This window comes from Streptomyces sp. WG5, assembly GCF_049974565.1.
GTDB lineage: Bacteria > Actinomycetota > Actinomycetes > Streptomycetales > Streptomycetaceae > Streptomyces.
In genome coordinates this window covers 94442-111373 of sequence record NZ_JBNGGC010000024.1, presented here as the reverse complement: position 1 = coordinate 111373, position 16932 = coordinate 94442, and the positions used below count along the sequence as shown (strand labels likewise).

Genomic DNA, 16932 nt, shown 5'->3' with positions numbered 1-16932 from the left:
GGAGGTGTCCCAGGAGGTCAGAGGAAGTAGAGGCGGTTGAGGGAGACGGAGTCGGCCGGTTCCGAGCGCAGCGGGTCGCCGTCCAGGGTGACCAGGCCGGTGCGCCGGTCGACGTCGACCGCGCCGGTACGGCAGTTCAGGCGCAGGTCGGCCGGGCCGATGCCGCGGGTGCCGCGCACGGCGACCCGGCGGCGGCGGGTCGGCATGGTGTCGCCGCCCTGGTCGAGGGCGGCCTGCGCGACGAAGGCCACCGATATCTCGGCGGGCGTGGCGCCGTGCGCGCCGAACTGCGGGCCGAGGACGAGGGGCTCGCAGGTGTCGGTGGCCGCGTTCGGGTCGCCGACCACGCCGTACGCCGGGAAGCCGGACTTGAGGACGAGCTGCGGCTTGGCGCCGAAGTACTCCGGGCGCCACAGGACGATGTCGGCGAGCTTGCCGGCCTCGATGGAGCCGACCTCGTGGGCCAGGCCGTGGGCGATGGCGGGGTTGATGGTCAGCTTGGCGATGTAGCGCAGGACGCGTTCGTTGTCGTCGTCCCCGTCGGCGCCGAACTGGGCCTTCATCTTCCCGGCCATGGCGAAGGTGCGGCGGACGGTCTCGCCGGCCCGGCCCATGCCCTGCGCGTCGGAGGAGGTGATGCCGATGGCGCCCAGGTCGTGCAGCACGTCCTCGGCGCCCATGGTCCCGGCGCGGATGCGGTCGCGGGCCATGGCGGCGTCGCCCGGCAGGTCGGTCTTGAGGTCGTGGACGGAGACGATCATGCCGTAGTGCTCGGCGACCGCGTCCCGGCCGAAGGGCAGGGTGGGGTTGGTGGAGGAGCCGATGACGTTGGGGACACCTGCCATCCTCAGCACGTTGGGGACGTGTCCGCCTCCGCAGCCCTCGATGTGGAAGGCGTGGATGGTGCGGCCCTCCAGGACGCGGAGGGTGTCCTCCACGGAGAGGCACTCGTTCAGGCCGTCGCTGTGCAGGGCGACCTGGACGTCGTGCTCCTCGGCGACGCGCAGGGCGGTGTCGAGGGCGCGGGAGTGGGCGCCCATGTCCTCGTGCACCTTGAAGCCGGACGCGCCGCCCTCGGCCAGCGCCTCGGTCAGGGGCGCCCGGTCGGACGACGATCCCCGGCCCAGGAAGCCGATGTTGACCGGCCAGGCGTCGAAGGCGCCGAACGCGTGCTTGAGCGCCCAGGGCGAGTTGACGCCGACGCCCCAGACGGGGCCGAACTCCTGCCCGATGACCGTCGTCACACCGGACGCGAGCGACGCCTCCATGATGCGCGGGGAGAGCAGGTGGACATGGGTGTCGACGGCTCCGGCGGTGGCGATGAGGCCCTCGCCGGAGACGATGGAGGTGCCCGTGCCGACCACGACGTCGACACCGTCGAGGGTGTCGGGGTTCCCTGCCCGGCCGATGCCGCAGATGCGGCCCTCGCGGACGCCGATGGAGACCTTCCGGACCCCCTGCACGGCGTCGATCACGACGACGTTGCTGATGACGACGTCGCAGGTGTCGCGCACGGCGGCGGCCTTGAGGTGGAGTCCGTCGCGGGCGGTCTTCCCGAAGCCGGCGAGGAACTCGTCGCCGTGCCGCTGGGCGTCGGACTCGACGCGGACCACCAGCCCCGAGTCGCCGAGGCGGAGGCGGTCGCCGGCGCGGGGGCCGTGGGTGGCGGCGTAGGCGTGGGCGTCGATGCGGACCGCCTCGCTGATCTCGCGTCCCTTCGAGCGGCTCATCGCTCGCCTCCTTCCGGTGCCTGCCGTGCGACGCCGAGGTACCCGCAGGCCGCCGCCCGCCGCAGGGCCTCCTCCCTCGCTCCCGGTGCGTCCAGCGGCCCGTCGACCAGACCGGCGAACCCGATCGCGACCCGCCGCCCGCCGATGGGCACCAGGCCGACCTCGGCGCTCTCCCCGGGCCCGAAGCGGACCGAGGAACCGGCGGGGACGGCGAGGCGCATGCCGTAGGCCCGCGCGCGGTCGAAGTCCAGGCGCGGGTTGGCCTCGAAGAAGTGGAAGTGGGAGGTGACGGAGACGGGCACGGTCGCGGTGTTGGTGACCGGGACGCGTACCGCCGCCTCCGGTTCGGCGAGGGCGGGACCCGGCAGCAGGGCGCCCGGCGCCCGCTCCCCCAGTCCGCCCCCGATCGGGTCGGGGACGACCGCGAGCCGGGAGCCGTCGTCGAAGACCGCCTCCACGTGCACCTCGGTGACGACGTCCGCGACGCCGGGCAGCACGTCGTCCGGGCCGAGCACGGACCGGGCGCGCTCGACCGCCTCCGCGAGGCGGGCACCGTCGCGGGCGGCCTCGCACACGGTGTCCGCGATCAGCGCGGTCGCCTCCGGCACGTTCAGCCGCAGCCCGCGGGCGCGCCGGGAGCGGGCCAGCTCGGCCGCCCCGAAGAGCAGCAGCCGGTCACGTTCCGTGGGAGTCAGTCTCACGACGCGGCACCTCCTCGCTATCCATGGATTAGAGCATCACTCTAAACAGGGAAACCTTGAAAGAGAAGCGTCTATGGACCCTCATGCGGCATCACATTGAACGTCACTCTAAAATATGGGCAAGGCGGTGTACGTGCCGCCGCCCCCGGGCTCTGCCTCGGCAGGGCCCGGGGGCGGCGCGGACTCAGCCCGTCCGGTGTCCGGGAAGGGGGCCGTTCGGCGGGGATCCCGGGACGGAGCCCCCGGGAGCCCCCGGCAGCCTCCGCACCGGCGCCCGGTGACTCAGGCCAGGCGGTGCATCCACCCGTGCTTGTCCTCGGCGGTGCCGCGCTGGATGTCCAGCAGGGCCCCGCGCAGGCGCTGCGTCACCTCGCCCGGCTCGCCCCCGCTCTGCTGCCACTGCGCCCCGGCCCGCTTCACCGTGCCGACCGGCGTGATCACGGCGGCCGTGCCGCAGGCGAAGACCTCCGTGAGGGTGCCGTTCTCCGAGTCGCGCTGCCACTGCTCGACGGAGACGCGGCCCTCCTCGGCCTCGTAACCGAGGTCGCGGGCGACGGTGAGGAGGGAGTCGCGGGTGACACCCTCCAGGATGGAACCGGTCAGGGCCGGGGTGACGATCTTGTCGCCGTACACGAAGTACAGGTTCATGCCGCCGAGCTCCTCGACCCACTGGTGCTCGACCGCGTCGAGGTAGCAGACCTGGTCGCAGCCCTTGGCGGCCGCCTCGGCCTGGGCGAGCAGGGAGGCAGCGTAGTTGCCGCCGGTCTTGGCGTCGCCCATGCCGCCGGGGACGGCGCGCACGCGGTCCTCGGAGACCCAGATGGAGACCGGCTTGACGCCGCCCGGGAAGTAGGCGCCGGCCGGGGAGGCGATGACGATGAAGAGGTACTCGTTGGCCGGCTTCACGCCCAGGCCGACCTCGGTGGCGATCATGAAGGGACGCAGGTACAGGGATTCCTCACCGCCGTGCGCCGGGACCCAGCCCTGGTCCTGCCGCACCAGCGCGTCGCACGCCTCGATGAAGGTCTCCACCGGCAGCTCCGGCATGCCGAGCCGGCGCGAGGACGCCTGGAAGCGCTGCGCGTTCTTCTCCGGGCGGAAGGTGGCGACGGACCCGTCGGGGCGCCGGTAGGCCTTCAGTCCCTCGAAGATCTCCTGCGCGTAGTGCAGGACCATGGTGGCCGGGTCGAGGGAGAGCGGGGCGTACGGAACGAGCCGGCCGTCGTGCCAGCCGCGGCCCTCGGTCCACTTGACCGTCACCATGTGGTCGGTGAAGTGGCGGCCGAACCCGGGGTTGGCCAGGATCGCCTGCCGCTCCGTGTCGGAGAGCGGGTTGGCGGAGGGCTTGAGCTCGATCGTGGGCGTCGTCATGGGTTGATGTCCTTCACCGGTTTGGTTGTGACGGGCCGCCGTCACGCCCCTACGGCCGGTGGCCGGTGCTAGGACGTCCGAGCATTCCCTCATGTCACGGCTTCGCGTTCGATTATCGCGCGCGGCCCGTGACGGATGAAGCGGGGTGAATGCGGCCCAGGTTTCGATGGTCGCACCTTGCGGACGCAGGAGAAAGCCGCCGGGTGCCTTGTTTCTCGGACCCGGCGGCTTCGAAAGGTTGTATTTCGAGTGCGCCGGGTCAGCCGGCTACTCGCACGGCGAGCGCGTCGCCGATCTCGGAGGTGCTCCGGGCGGGCAGGTCACCGCGTGCGCCGAGGTCGGCGGAGACGGCGTCCTCGATCCGGGCCGCCTCGGCCTCGTGGCCGAGGTGGCGCAGCAGCAGGGCGACGGACAGGACGGTGGCGGTGGGGTCGGCCTTGCCCTGGCCGGCGATGTCGGGCGCGGAGCCGTGGACCGGCTCGAACATCGAGGGGAAGTCGCCGGAGGGGTTGATGTTCCCGCTCGCGGCGACGCCGATGCCGCCGGAGACGGCCGCGGCGAGGTCGGTGATGATGTCGCCGAAGAGGTTGTCGGTGACGATCACGTCGAAGCGTTCGGGCTGGGTGACGAGGTAGATCGTGGCCGCGTCGACGTGCATGTACTCGGTGGTGACGTCGGGGTACTCGGCGGCCACCCTGTCGAAGACGTTCGTCCACAGGTGACCGGCGAAGGTCAGCACGTTGTTCTTGTGGATGAGCGCCAGCTTCTTGCGCGGGCGGGCCTGTGCGCGGGCGAAGGCGTCACGGACGACGCGCTCGACACCGTAGGCCGTGTTGACGGAGACCTCGGTGGCGACCTCGTGCTCGGTGCCCTTGCGGATGGTGCCGCCGTTGCCCGTGTACGGGCCCTCGGTGCCCTCGCGGACGACGACGAAGTCGATCTCCGGCTGGCCGGCGAGCGGGGTGGCCACACCCGGCAGCAGCTTGGACGGCCGCAGGTTGACGTGGTGGTCGAAGGCGAAGCGGAGCTTCAGCAGGAAGCCGCGCTCCAGGACGCCGGACGGCACCGACGGGTCGCCGATCGCGCCGAGCAGGATGGCGTCGTGCGCCTTGAGGGCGTCGAGGTCGGCGTCGGTGAGGGTCTCACCGGTGGCGTGGTAGCGCCGGGCGCCGAAGTCGAACTCCTTGGTCTCCAGCTTCACATCCTGCGGAAGGACGGCGGAGAGGACCTTCAGGCCTTCGGCCACGACCTCCTGGCCGATGCCGTCACCGGGAATCACTGCGAGATTGAGGCTGCGAGACATGCCGGCACCCTACCCCTCGTCCCACGGGATGACATGCGGCGTCCGGCATGCGGACGCCGGCCTGTCACGCCCGGCTCAGTGGCCGGTGGCGCCGCCGTTGTCGCGGCGGTCGAGGGCGCGCTGGAGGGCGGCGGCCGCGTTCTTGCGGTCGGAGTCGCTGGTGCGGGAGAGGTGGCGGACTCGGCGGCGGACGGTCGTCTCGGCCATGGGAATCGTCTCCTTCGGCGCGCGGGAGCGCGGAAAGCGAGTGGGAGGGGAGACGCCGGAAGGGCGGGGAGCGCGGTGCCGCAGGGGTTGCCTGCACGGGGCCCGGCTCACGACCGCCTGTCGCTCGATCGAGCGGGACGTTCGGCTCCTACAAAGCTAAGGGAACGCGGAGCGTCTGTCTCCACAATTACTCGGACTTCCTACTATCTGAGACAGTGCCGTCGGTCACTCCGCCGTGACCTGCGAAAACGTCGGACGGGCCAGGTCGGGGGGAGACCTGGCCCGTCCGGGATCGGGTGGGCGTCAGCCCATGTGCGGGTACGTGTAGTCGGTCGGCGGGACCAGCGTCTCCTTGATGGCGCGGGTCAGGGTCCAGCGCATCAGGTTCTGCGGGGCGCCGGCCTTGTCGTTGGTGCCGGAGGCACGGCCGCCGCCGAAGGGCTGCTGGCCGACGACGGCGCCGGTCGACTTGTCGTTGATGTAGAAGTTGCCGGCCGCGTAGCGCAGCTTCTCCATCGTGTACGCCGCCGCCGCGCGGTCGTTGGAGACGACCGAGCCGGTGAGGGCGTAGTCCGACACGGACTCCATCTGGGTCAGCATCGCGTCGTACGCGTCGGCCTTGCTGTCGTCGTACACGTACACCGCGAGGAACGGGCCGAAGTACTCGGTGCGGAACACCTCGTTCTCCGGGTCGGTGCACTCGACGACCGTCGGGCGGACGAAGTAGCCGACCGAGTCGTCGTAGGAGCCGCCCGCGACGATCGTGCAGGTCTCGTCGGCCTTGGCCCGGTCGATGGCGGCCTTGTTCTTGGCGAAGGACCGCTCGTCGATGACGGCGCCCATGAAGTTCGACAGGTCGGTGACGTCACCCATGGTGAGGTAGTCGACCTCGGCGGCGAACTCCTCCTTGAAGCCGTCGTTCCAGATGGACGCCGGGATGTACGCGCGGGAGGTGGCGCTGCACTTCTGGCCCTGGTACTCGAAGGCACCGCGGGTCAGGGCGGTCTTCAGGACGGCGCGGTCGGCGCTCGGGTGGGCGACCAGGAAGTCCTTGCCGCCGGTCTCGCCGACCAGGCGCGGGTAGGTGCGGTACTTCTCGATGTTGTTGCCGACCGTCTTCCACAGGTGCTGGAAGGTCTTGGTCGAGCCGGTGAAGTGGATGCCCGCGAGGTCCCGGTGCTCCAGCGCGACCTCGGAGACCGCGATGCCGTCGCCGGTGACCAGGTTGATGACGCCCTTGGGCAGCCCGGCCTCCTCCAGCAGCTGCATCAGCAGCACGGCGGCGTGGGTCTGGGTCGGGGACGGCTTCCAGACCACGACGTTGCCCATCAGGGCGGGGGCGGTGGGCAGGTTGGCGGCGATCGCGCTGAAGTTGAACGGCGTGATCGCGTAGACGAAGCCCTCCAGCGGGCGGTGGTCCATGCGGTTCCACACGCCCGGGGAGTTGGCCGGGGGCTGCTCGGCCAGGATGTTCCGGGCGTAGTGGACGTTGAAGCGCCAGAAGTCGATCAGCTCGCAGGGGCTGTCGATCTCGGCCTGCTGGGCCGTCTTGGACTGGCCGAGCATGGTGGAGGCGGCGATGGTCTCGCGCCACGGGCCGGACAGCAGCTCGGCGGCGCGCAGGATGATCGCCGCGCGGTCGTCGAAGGACATCGCGCGCCACGCCGGGGCGGCGGCCAGGGCGGCGTCGATCGCGTCCTGGGCGTCCTGCTGGGTGGCGTTCGCGTACGTGCCCAGACGCGCCTTGTGGTTGTGCGGCTGCACGACGTCGAAGCGCTCACCGCCGCCCATCCGCTTCACACCGCCGATGGTGCAGGGCAGGTCGACCGGGTTGTCGGCCAGCTCCTTGAGCTTGGCCTCCAGACGGGCGCGCTCGGGCGAGCCGGGGGCGTAGCCGTGCACCGGCTCGTTGACGGGGGTGGGGACCTGGGTCACAGCGTCCATGGGTTCCGTTACTCCTTGACTTGAGCGGGTTGTGCGAGCGGGTGCGGGCTCAGCCCTTGCTCACCATCGAGCGGGCGAAGAACCGGAGGTTGGCCGGCTTCTCCGCCAGACGGCGCATGAAGTAGCCGTACCAGTCGGTGCCGTAGGCGGTGTACACGCGCATGCGGTGGCCCTCGGCGGCGAGCCGCAGGTGCTCGTCGCCGCGGATGCCGTACAGCATCTGGAACTCGTACTCGTCGAGCTTGCGCCCGGCGGTGCGGGCCAGCTCCTGCGCGATGGAGATCAGGCGCGGGTCGTGGGACCCGATCATCGGGTAGCCCTCGCCCTCCATCAGGGTCCGCAGGATGCGCACGTACGCCTTGTCGATCTCGTGGCGCTGCTGGTAGGCGACCTCGGCGGGCTCCTTGTAGGCGCCCTTCACCAACCGTACGCGAGAGCCGTTCTCCGCGAGCCGGCGCGCGTCGGCCTCGGTGCGGAAGAGGTAGGCCTGGATGACGCAGCCGGTCTGCGGGAAGTCCTTCCGCAGCTCGTCGTGGATGGCGAACATCGAGTCGAGGGTGGTGTGGTCCTCGGCGTCGAGCGTGACCGTGGTGCCGATCTCCGCCGCCGCCTCGACGACCGGGCGGACGTTCTCGAGGGCCAGCTCGTGGCCGCCGTGGAAGGCGGACGCGGGTCCGGAGGACCCACCGTTGAGGGCGGTGGTGGGCGACGGGAGGGCCTGGCCGAACATGGACAGCTTCACCGACATCTCGGCGCGGGTGCCGAGGTCCAGCGGCTTCAGCCGGTCGATCAGCTCCAGGTAGGCGTCGCGGGCGGCCTCGGCCTGCGCGGGAGTGGTGATGTCCTCGCCGACGACGTCCATCGTCAGCTCCAGGCCCTGGTCGGTCAGGTCCCTGATGATCGGAACGATCTGGTCGACCGTCTCGCCGGGGATGAACCGGTCGACGACCGGCTTGGTCACCGGCGCGGCCGAGACCAGACGACGCATCCGGTCGCTGCGCGACGCGGCGAGAATCACGGGACCCAGCACGGGGCACCTCCACTTACCAACCAACACGAGGCCGTAGCCCGACGAACGGGGGACGGCACGGAGAACCACCGTGAAATCTAAGGATCCCCCCGATCGTGGGCCATCGACAGCTGTCACGCATCCGTGCCGCAGATCTCAGACAGATGTATGAACCAGGCACGCAAATGCGGCAGAATGCCCGGGTGACGACGGATTCCAGGGGTGACTACCAGGAGCTGGTCGACGAGATCTCCGAACTGCTGGGCGCGCCCGCGACCCTGGAGAACCGCGACTTCGAGCTGATCGCCTTCGGCGCGTACGACAGCGAGGGCGACCTCGACCCCTCCGCGCTGGACCCGGTGCGCACCCGCTCGATCCTCACCCGGCGCTCCACCACGGCGGTCCGGGCCTGGTTCGAGGGCTTCGGCATCACCCGCGCGACCGGCCCGGTCCGCATTCCGCCGACCCCGGAGGCGGGCGTGTACCGGGGGCGCACCTGCCTGCCGGTACGCCATCGGGGCGTCGTCCTCGGCTACGTGTGGCTCCTGGACACCGAGCCCGGCCCGACGGAGCGGCAGCTGACGGCGGCCATGGAGGTCACCGCCCGGATCGGCGCGCTGCTCGCGGACGAGGCGCAGCACGGCGCGGACCTGAGCCGTGAGCTGCGGGCGGTGCTCACCGCCGACCGGGACTGGCAGCGGGACATGGCCGTGGCGGAACTGCGCACCGCGCTCGGCGCCCGCGCGGACACCCCGCACGCGGTGGTGTGCGTGGCGCCCTGGCCTTCGGCCGGCCCCGACGACGCGCCCTCGGTCCGTACGGTGCCGGGGGCGACGGCGCTGTGCACGATGCCGTGGGACGGGGACGCCTCCCGCGCCCTCTGGGCGGCGGGGGCCGCGGGTCAGTCGCTAGCCCTGCTGGTGCGGCTGCGTTCGGCGGACGTGCCGACCCCGGCGACGACGGCGGCGGGGCGGCTGCTGGAGCGGGCGCGGGGCGCGGCCGGGGCGGCGGCGGGGGCGGCCGGGGCGGCAGCCGGGGCGACGGCGGGGGTGGCGGCGGGGGTGTCCGCGCCGCGCACCGGGCTGGTGGAGCTGGGGGACGCCTGGTGGGAGGCGTCGGCGGCGGCCCGGGCGGCGCGCGCCGAGAGCCGGTTCGGGCCGGTCGCCGAGTGGACGTCCATCGGGGCGTTCCGCCTGCTGACCGCACTGCCCGCGCGGTCCGTCCGCGATCCCGCCGTACGGGTGCTGCTCTCCCCCGCCCACCGCGAACTGGCCCGCACGGCCGAGGTCTACCTCGACTGCGCGGGCCAGGCCGGCCGCACGGCCGCCGAGCTGGGCATCCACCGGCAGACGCTGTACTACCGCCTCTCCCGCGTCGAACAGCTCACGGGCCTGGACCTGGCCGACGGCGAGGACCGGCTGCTGCTGCACATGGCGCTGAAGAGCGCGCGCCTCTGACGCACGGTCACGCGGCCATACGGCCACCCCCGGGGCCACTTCTGAAAACGATTGTCATCGTGTTACGGTCATCGAACGCTCAACCTTTGACCGGCCCCTTACTCGGAGTGACCCCCGTGCGCGTCTCCGCCCGCCTCCTGCCCGTCCCTGCAGCCCTCGCCGCCTCCGCCCTGCTCACCGGCTGCTTCGCGTCCACGGAGGCCACCGGCACCGGCGCGGGTGGAGGCGAGCGCATCCGCGTCGCGATGATGCAGCCGCCGCGCTCGGGCCTGTCCCCGCTCTCCGACGACGCGTTCAAGCTGTCCCGCTGGTCCACGGCGGAGACGCTCGTCAAGCTGGACGCGGACGGCGACGCCGAGCCGTCGCTGGCCACCGAGTGGAAGCAGTCCGGCCGGAGCTGGACCTTCACCCTCCGCGAGGGCGTCACCTTCCACGACGGCACGGAACTGACCGCCGAGGCCGTCGTCCGCTCCCTCACCGCTGCCGCCACCGCCTCCCCCAAGCCCCGCATCCTGGACGGCGTCGAGCTGACCGTCGAGGAAGGCGACGCCGGCACCGTCGTCGTCACCACCGCCGAGGTGGACCCCCTGGTCCCGCAGCGGCTCAGCTCCCCGCAGCTGTCGGTCCTCGCGGCGAAGGCGTACCGGGGGAAGACGGTGAACCCGGTCGGCGCCGGCACCGGCCCCTTCGAGCTGACCGACGTCAACGGCACCTCCTCCGCCGCCCTCGACCGCTACGACGACTACTGGGGCGGCAAGGCCAAGGCGCCCGGCATCGACGTGACGTTCGTACCGGACGGCACCGCGCGCGCCGCCGCCCTGCGCAGCGGCGAGGCCGACATCGTCGAGGCGGTGCCCGTCTCGCAGGCCGCGCTGCTGGAGAAGGACCTGATCACCGAGGTCCCGATGCCGCGCACCAACACGCTGTACCTCAACACGGAGAAGGGCGCCTTCAAGGACCCGGCGCTGCGGGCGGCGGCCCGGGAGGCGATCGACGCCGAGTCGATCGTGAAGGGCGTGTACGAGGGCCGGGCCGACGTGGCCGAGGGGCTGCTCGGACCGGCGCTGCCGTGGGCGGCCGGACTGCGCGAGCCGGTGCGGCGGGCGCAGGCGGGCGACCCGTCCGGGAAGAGCATCACCATCGGCACCTTCACCGACCGGGCCGAGCTGCCCGAGGTGGCCGCCGCGCTGCAACAACAGCTGAAGAAGGCGGGGTTCGAGGTGAAACTGGAGGTCCGCGAGTACGCCAACATCGAGTCCGACGCCCTGGCGGGCGCGTTCGACGCGTTCATCCTCTCCCGCGCCACCGTCCTCGACTCCGGTGACCCGGCCGCCTACCTCTACAGCGACTTCGCCTCCGACGGCTCCTTCAACATCTCCCAGCTCGCCGCCCCGGCCGTGGACAAGGCCCTGCACAAGGCGGGGAGCACCCCGACCGGTGACGCCCGGCGCCGGGCCGTCGTCGACGCGGAGGCCGCCGTGCTCGCCACCGACGCGGCCGTGCCGATGCTGCACGAGCGCGTGATCCAGGGCGACGCCGCCGACGTGGTCGGCGCGGCCCACGACCCGCGCGAGCGGGAACTGGTCACGCTCGACACGCACGTCAAGTGAGGCCGACCACAGCGGGGGTGACGCGAGCCGTCTCCCTCGTCGCCGTACTGGCCGCCGTCGGCCTGCTCCCCTGGCTGTCCGGCCGGGACCCGGCGCTGACCGTGCTGCGCGCCCGCTCCGCCGAGCAGGAGCCGACCGAGGAGGCGCTGTCCTCGATCCGCCGGGACCTCGGCCTGGACGCCGGCCCGCTCTCCCTGCTCGGCGACTGGGCGTCCGGGCTGCTCCGCGGCGACCTCGGCACCTCGTGGGTCTCGGGGACCGAGGTCGCGCCGTCCGTCGTCTCCGGACTCCAGGTGTCGCTGGGGCTGATGGCCGCCGCGCTGGCGGTGGCCGTGCTGCTGGCGGTGGCGCTGGTGGCACCCGTACTGGTGCGGGGGCGGGGGTCGGCCGGGGCGTTCGCCGCGATGGCGGCAGCGGTGCCCGAGTTCCTGCTGGCGACGGTCGGGCTGCTGGTGTGCGGGGTGTGGCTGGGATGGCTGCCGACGTCCGGCTGGCAGGGGCCCGAGTACCTGGTCCTGCCCGCCCTCGCGCTCGGCGTCCCCGCGGGCGGCCTGCTCGGGCGGCTGGTCGCGGACGCGCTGCCCGCCGTACTGGACGAACGGTGGGTGGAGCTGTGGCGGGGAGCGGGAGTGAGCCGTGCCCGCGTCTCGGCCGCCGCGCTGCGCCGCGTACTGCCGCCGCTGGTCCCGCAGTTCGGGATGGTCGCCGTCGGGCTGACGGGCGGCGCGGTCGCGGTGGAGACGGTGTTCGCGGTACCCGGCATCGGGCGTACGGCGCTGGGAGCGGCCAAGTCGCAGGACCTGCCGCTGCTCCAGGGTGCGGTACTCGCCCTGCTCGCCCTGGGCCTGGTGGCCGGCGCGGCGTCCGCCCTGGTACGGCGCCGGCTGCTGGGCCCGGCCCTGCGCGACGCCGGACTCTCGCTGCCGCCGGCCCGCCCGGTCCGGGCGCATCCGGCGATCCCGGCCGCCCTCGCCGCCGTACTGCTGGTGGCGATCGGCTGGGGCCTGCTGCGCGACCCGTACGCGGTGGACACGGCCGCCCGCCTGTCCCCGCCGTCCTGGGCGTACCCGCTCGGCACCGACGGACTCGGCCGCGACGTGCTGGCCCGGCTCGGGCACGGGGCCGCCTCGACGGTCGGCACGGCGGCGGCCGTCTGCCTGCTGAGCCTGCTGGCCGGGCTGGCGCTGGGCTTTTGGCCGGGTGTCGCGGCGGGCGCGGCGGACATCGCCAACGCCCTGCCGCCCGTCATCGTCGGCATCCTGGTCGCGGCGGCGGCCGGTCCCGGCACCGGCGGCGCGGCCCTCGCCGTCGCGCTGATCTCCTGGCCGCCACTGGCCGCGCACGCGGCGGCGCTGGTGCAGGAGGTACGGGCGTCGGCGTTCCTGACCGCGCAACGCGCCATCGGCGCACCGCCGCTGTGGATCCTCACCCGGCACGTCCTGCCGTCCGTCGCCGCCCCGGTCGCCCGCCACGCCCTTCTCCGGCTGCCCGGCATCGCGCTCGCCCTGGCCTCCCTGGGCTTCCTGGGCCTGGGCGCCCAGCCGCCCGCCCCCGAGTGGGGCCTGCTCCTGGACGAGTCCCGTGCCTACATCGAACGCGCCCCCTGGGCCGCCCTCGCCCCGGCCGTCGCCCTCGCCCTCCTGGCGGGGCTCGCGGTGTCGGGCGCGGCGCTCGCCCGGGGACGCGGTTCCCGCCGTGGCCCCCGCGCCGCTTCCCGCCCCGCTTCCCGGAAGGAGACGGCCGATGCCACCCGAGCCACTGCTGTCCGTACGTGACCTGCGCATCGCCTTCGGCCCCGCCGAGGCCGTGCGCGGTCTCTCCTTCGACGTGCACCCGGGTGAAGTCCTGGGCGTCGTCGGGGAGTCGGGGGCGGGCAAGTCCCTCGTCGCACGTGCGCTGCTGGGCATGGTGCCGCGGGGCGCGAGCACGAGCGGGAGCGTCCGGCTGCGCGGGGCGGCCGACCTCGCCGCCGAGCGCGGGCGCCGGATCGCCCTCGTACCCCAGGACGCCCTGTCCGCCCTCTCCCCGGTCCACCCGGTGGGCGACCAACTGGCCGCCGCCGTACGGTCGGTGCGCCGCGTCTCCCGCAAGGAGGCCCGGGCCCGGGCCGTCGCGGCCCTCGACCGGGTCGGCATCCCGGACGCCGCCCGCCGGGCGTGCGCCTACCCGCACGAGTACTCGGGCGGCATGCGGCAGCGCGCGGTGATCGCCATGGCGACGGTCAACGAGCCGGACGTGGTCGTCGCCGACGAACCGACCACCGCGCTGGACGAGGAGCGCCGCGAACAGGTGCTGCGCGTGCTCGCCGAGCAGCGGGAGGCGGTGGGCGCCGCACTGGTCCTGATCACCCACGACCTGGACGTCGTACGCGGCCACGCGGACCGCGTGCTGGTGATGTACGCCGGGCGGGCGGTCGAACTCGGACCGGCCGAAGGGGTGCTGTCCCGCCCGCGTGCCCCGTACACGGCGGGCCTGCTGGCCTCGCTCCCGCAGGACGGCCCCCGGCGCCGCCGCCTCCCGGCCCTCCCCGGCACCCCGCCCGCGCCGGACGCCCTCGGCCCCGGCTGCGCCTTCGCCCCGCGCTGCCCACTGGCGGCGGAGCAGTGCCGTACGGCCGAACCGGTGCCCCAGACGGTGGACGGCCGGCTGGTCGCCTGCCACCGCGTGGCCGAGATCCCCGAGCCCCTCAAGGAGTTCGTGTGAGCGACCTTCTCCTGGACGTGCGCGACCTGGTCGTCCGCTACGGTCCGGTGACCGCCGTGGACCACGTCTCCTTCACCCTGGACGCCGGTGAGACCCTCGCCCTCAACGGCCCCTCCGGCTGCGGCAAGTCCTCCACCGCCCTGGCGGTGCTCCAGCTGCGCCGGACGGACGGCGGCGAGGTCCGCTTCGAGGGGCGGGAGCTGACGGGCCTGTCCGAGCGGGAACTGCGGCCGCTGCGCCCGCGCATGCAGCCCGTCTTCCAGGACCCCTACGGCTCCCTCAGCCCCCGCCACCGCATCCGCGACGCGGTGGCCGAACCGCTGAAGGTGCAGGGCCGCTGGAACCCGGCCGACGGCCCGGACCGGGTGGCCGAACTGCTCGACCGGGTCGGCCTGGACCCGTCGTACGGCGACCGGCGCCCGCACGAGCTCTCCGGCGGCCAGTGCCAGCGGGTGGGCATCGCCCGCGCCCTCGCCTCCGAGCCCCGCCTGCTCGTCCTCGACGAGCCGGTGTCGGCCCTCGACGCCTCGGTACGGGCCGGGGTGCTGAACCTGCTCGCCGACCTCCAGGACGAGCTGGGCCTCGGCTACCTGTTCATCTGCCACGACCGGGCCGTCGTACGGCATGTCGCGGACCGGGTGGTCGAGATGCGGGACGGGCGGATCAGCTCCGGGTGATGCCCTCGACCACCCGGCGCAGCCCCTCGGCGAGCTGCTCCGCCTCGGGGGCGTCCTTGGGAGCGAAGGACCACTGCGTCATGAGTCCCATCAGCAGCGTGACGTAGAAGTTCCCGAGGGTGTCCACGGTCTCCTCCGGCACGTCCTCCTCACGCCCGCCCATGAAGAGCGTGACGAGGCCACGCGCACCCTCCCGCTGGGCCCGTGCCAGGTGATCCCGCACCTCCGGCATCTGGTCGCCCATGGACACGATCTCCATGCTGAGCCGCCACAGCGAGCCCGGGTCGCGCATGGTGCCGATGATGTTCGAGCACACCGCCGAGAACCGCTCCAGCGAGCCGGGCTCGCCGGGCAGATCACCCTCGGCACCGCCCTCGAAGGCGCCGGACATCGCCTCCACCAACTCGATGTAGGCCTGTACGAGCAGCGCGTCCTTGGACCCGTAGTGGTAGCCGATCGACGCGAGGTTGGTCCCCGACTCCTTGACGATGTCCCGCGCGGTCGTGCGCGCGAACCCCTTCTCCAGCAGGCAGCGCTTGGCGCCGGCGAGCAGATCCTCACGGTGTCCCATGCGCCCACCCTATCCCCGGTCCATACGAGCGTCCTATACAACTGTCATAGACGAACGTCTTATACATCCGTATAGTCGCTCGCATGACACCCACCCCGTCCCGTGCCGGCCGCCGCGCATGGACCGCGCTCGCCGTGCTGATGCTTCCGCTGCTGCTCGTCTCCATGGACGTGTCGGTCCTGTACTTCGCGGTCCCGGCGATCAACGCCGACCTCGCGCCGAGCGGCACCCAGCAACTGTGGATCTTCGACGTCTACGCCTTCGCCGTGGCCGGCCTGCTGATCACCATGGGGTCGGTCGGTGACCGCATCGGCCGCCGCAGGCTGCTGCTGATCGGCGCCGCGGCCTTCGGCGCCGCCTCGCTGGCCGCGGCGTACGCGGACAGCGCCGGGATGCTCATCGCGGCCCGCGCGCTGCTCGGCATCGGCGGCGCGACGCTGATGCCCTCGACGCTGGCCCTGGTCCGCTCCCTGTTCACCGACTCCGCCCAGCGGGCGCAGGCCATCGCGATCTGGTCCGGCGTGATGACGGCCGGCGTGGCGCTCGGCTCGGTGCTGAGCGGGGTGCTGGTGGAGTTCTTCTGGTGGGGTTCGGTCTTCCTGGTGAACCTGCCGGCGATGGCCCTGCTCCTGATCCTCGGGCCGCTCCTGCTGCCCGAGTCGAAGGACCCGGCGCCGGGGCGCTTCGACTGGGTGAGCGTTCCGCTGTCGATGGCCGCGGTGCTCCCGGTGGTCTACGGCCTCAAGGAGATCTCGGCCGAGGGCTGGAACGTCCGGTACGTCATGGCGGTGACCGTGGGTCTGCTGTTCGCGGCGCTGTTCGTGCACCGGCAGCGGACCACCGCCTCGCCGATGGTCTCCCCCGCCCTCTTCCGCGCGCGCGGTTTCGCCCCGGCCGTCGTCCTCAACCTGGTGACGATGTTCGCGATGATGGGCTCGGCGTTCTTCACCGCGCAGTACATCCAGTCGGTCGTGGGCAAGAGCGCGCTGGAGGCGGCCCTGTGGGCGCTGCTGCCCTCGGTGCCGATCGGCTTCGCGGCCCCGCTCGCGGCCCACCTGGTGCAGAAGGGCGTCAACCGTGCCCACGTGGTGTCGGCGGGCTTCGCCCTCGCCGCTTGCGGCTACGCCCTGCTGACGCTGGTGGACACGGACGCGCTCGCGCTGGGGCTGGTGGCCGCCGGGATCCTCGCCTCGGGCGTCACCATGGTGATGTCCCAGATCATGGACCTCGCGCTGAGCGCCGCTCCGGTGGAGCGGGCGGGCTCCGCGTCCTCCCTCATGGAGACCGGCGCCGAGTTCGGCGGGGCGCTGGGGATGGCGGTGCTCGGTTCCATCGGTACGGCTGTCTACCGGCAGGAGATGCCGGACTCCGCTCCGGAGGCGGCACACGAGACGCTGGGCGGCGCGCTGGCCGTCGCCGGGCAGTTGCCGGGGCGCGCGGGAGACGCCCTGGCCACCGCGGCACGGGAGGCGTTCACCGGTGGAATGCACGCGGCGGCGGTCGCGGGCGCGGTGGTGCTCGCCGGTGCGGCGGTTGTGGCGTCGGTGACGCTGCGGAAGGTCCGGGTGCGCGAGGAGACGTGTACACAAGACGCCGGACAGGCTGGACGTCCCAGCCCGTCCGGCGTGTGAGGCCGAGCCCGTTCGGGG

14 protein-coding genes are annotated in these 16932 nt (G+C 72.9%); 6 read left to right on the top strand and 8 right to left on the bottom strand.

Features of this window, described 5'->3' with window-relative positions; all coding sequences use genetic code 11:
• Positions 1 to 17 precede the first annotated feature (17 nt).
• The 7 genes from ACP4IX_RS24510 to ACP4IX_RS24480 all read right to left on the bottom strand — a co-directional run bounded on the left by ACP4IX_RS24510 (position 18) and on the right by ACP4IX_RS24480 (position 8286).
• The gene (locus ACP4IX_RS24510; RefSeq protein WP_426556618.1) at positions 18 to 1730 is read right to left on the bottom strand and encodes an urease subunit alpha; all 1713 of its coding nucleotides are present in this window, start codon (positions 1728 to 1730) and stop codon (positions 18 to 20) included.
• Entirely contained in the window at positions 1727 to 2431 is a 705-nt protein-coding gene (ureA, locus tag ACP4IX_RS24505; protein ID WP_426522098.1) for an urease subunit gamma, read from the bottom strand. Before ureA ends, ACP4IX_RS24510 begins: the two co-directional genes overlap by 4 nt.
• 282 nt (positions 2432 to 2713) lie before the next feature.
• Positions 2714 to 3802, bottom strand: a complete 1089-nt coding sequence (locus tag ACP4IX_RS24500) for a branched-chain amino acid aminotransferase (RefSeq protein ID WP_426522099.1) — start codon at positions 3800 to 3802, stop codon at positions 2714 to 2716.
• 259 nt (positions 3803 to 4061) lie between these two features.
• A complete protein-coding gene (locus ACP4IX_RS24495) occupies positions 4062 to 5105 on the bottom strand; it encodes a 3-isopropylmalate dehydrogenase (RefSeq protein WP_426522100.1) in 1044 nt (347 codons plus the stop codon).
• A 75-nt stretch (positions 5106 to 5180) separates the two neighbouring features.
• Positions 5181 to 5312, bottom strand: a complete 132-nt coding sequence (locus ACP4IX_RS24490; protein WP_007444772.1) for a hypothetical protein — start codon at positions 5310 to 5312, stop codon at positions 5181 to 5183.
• Between the two features lie 303 nt (positions 5313 to 5615).
• The gene (gene pruA / locus ACP4IX_RS24485; protein ID WP_426556617.1) at positions 5616 to 7256 is read right to left on the bottom strand and encodes an L-glutamate gamma-semialdehyde dehydrogenase; all 1641 of its coding nucleotides are present in this window, start codon (positions 7254 to 7256) and stop codon (positions 5616 to 5618) included.
• A 49-nt stretch (positions 7257 to 7305) separates the two neighbouring features.
• Positions 7306 to 8286, bottom strand: coding sequence for a proline dehydrogenase family protein (locus ACP4IX_RS24480; protein WP_426556616.1), 981 nt, complete (start codon positions 8284 to 8286; stop codon positions 7306 to 7308).
• 164 nt (positions 8287 to 8450) lie between these two features.
• Between ACP4IX_RS24480 and ACP4IX_RS24475 the strand changes: the two genes are divergently transcribed.
• The 5 genes from ACP4IX_RS24475 (at position 8451) to ACP4IX_RS24455 (ending at position 14712) form a co-directional block, all read left to right on the top strand.
• The gene (locus ACP4IX_RS24475; RefSeq protein WP_426556615.1) at positions 8451 to 9722 is read left to right on the top strand and encodes a PucR family transcriptional regulator; all 1272 of its coding nucleotides are present in this window, start codon (positions 8451 to 8453) and stop codon (positions 9720 to 9722) included.
• A 116-nt stretch (positions 9723 to 9838) separates the two neighbouring features.
• Positions 9839 to 11332 (top strand): ABC transporter substrate-binding protein, encoded by a 1494-nt coding sequence (locus ACP4IX_RS24470; protein WP_426526367.1) that lies wholly within the window; start codon positions 9839 to 9841, stop codon positions 11330 to 11332.
• Positions 11329 to 13107, top strand: a complete 1779-nt coding sequence (locus tag ACP4IX_RS24465) for an ABC transporter permease subunit (RefSeq protein WP_426526365.1) — start codon at positions 11329 to 11331, stop codon at positions 13105 to 13107. The genes ACP4IX_RS24470 and ACP4IX_RS24465 overlap by 4 nt, the downstream gene beginning before the upstream one ends.
• A complete protein-coding gene (locus tag ACP4IX_RS24460) occupies positions 13076 to 14035 on the top strand; it encodes an ABC transporter ATP-binding protein (RefSeq protein ID WP_426526363.1) in 960 nt (319 codons plus the stop codon). The genes ACP4IX_RS24465 and ACP4IX_RS24460 overlap by 32 nt, the downstream gene beginning before the upstream one ends.
• On the top strand, positions 14032 to 14712 hold the full coding sequence (locus tag ACP4IX_RS24455) for an ATP-binding cassette domain-containing protein (protein ID WP_426556614.1): 681 nt from the start codon (positions 14032 to 14034) through the stop codon (positions 14710 to 14712). Before ACP4IX_RS24460 ends, ACP4IX_RS24455 begins: the two co-directional genes overlap by 4 nt.
• Here ACP4IX_RS24455 and ACP4IX_RS24450 read toward each other — a convergent pair.
• Entirely contained in the window at positions 14699 to 15283 is a 585-nt protein-coding gene (locus tag ACP4IX_RS24450; protein ID WP_426526359.1) for a TetR/AcrR family transcriptional regulator, read from the bottom strand. The two genes, ACP4IX_RS24455 and ACP4IX_RS24450, sit on opposite strands and share 14 nt — an antisense overlap.
• Positions 15284 to 15366: 83 nt before the next feature.
• On the opposite strand from ACP4IX_RS24450, the gene ACP4IX_RS24445 reads away from it, so the two are divergent.
• Complete coding sequence (locus tag ACP4IX_RS24445; RefSeq protein ID WP_426556613.1) at positions 15367 to 16914, top strand: MFS transporter; 1548 nt, start codon at positions 15367 to 15369, stop codon at positions 16912 to 16914.
• Positions 16915 to 16932: the final 18 nt, after the last annotated feature.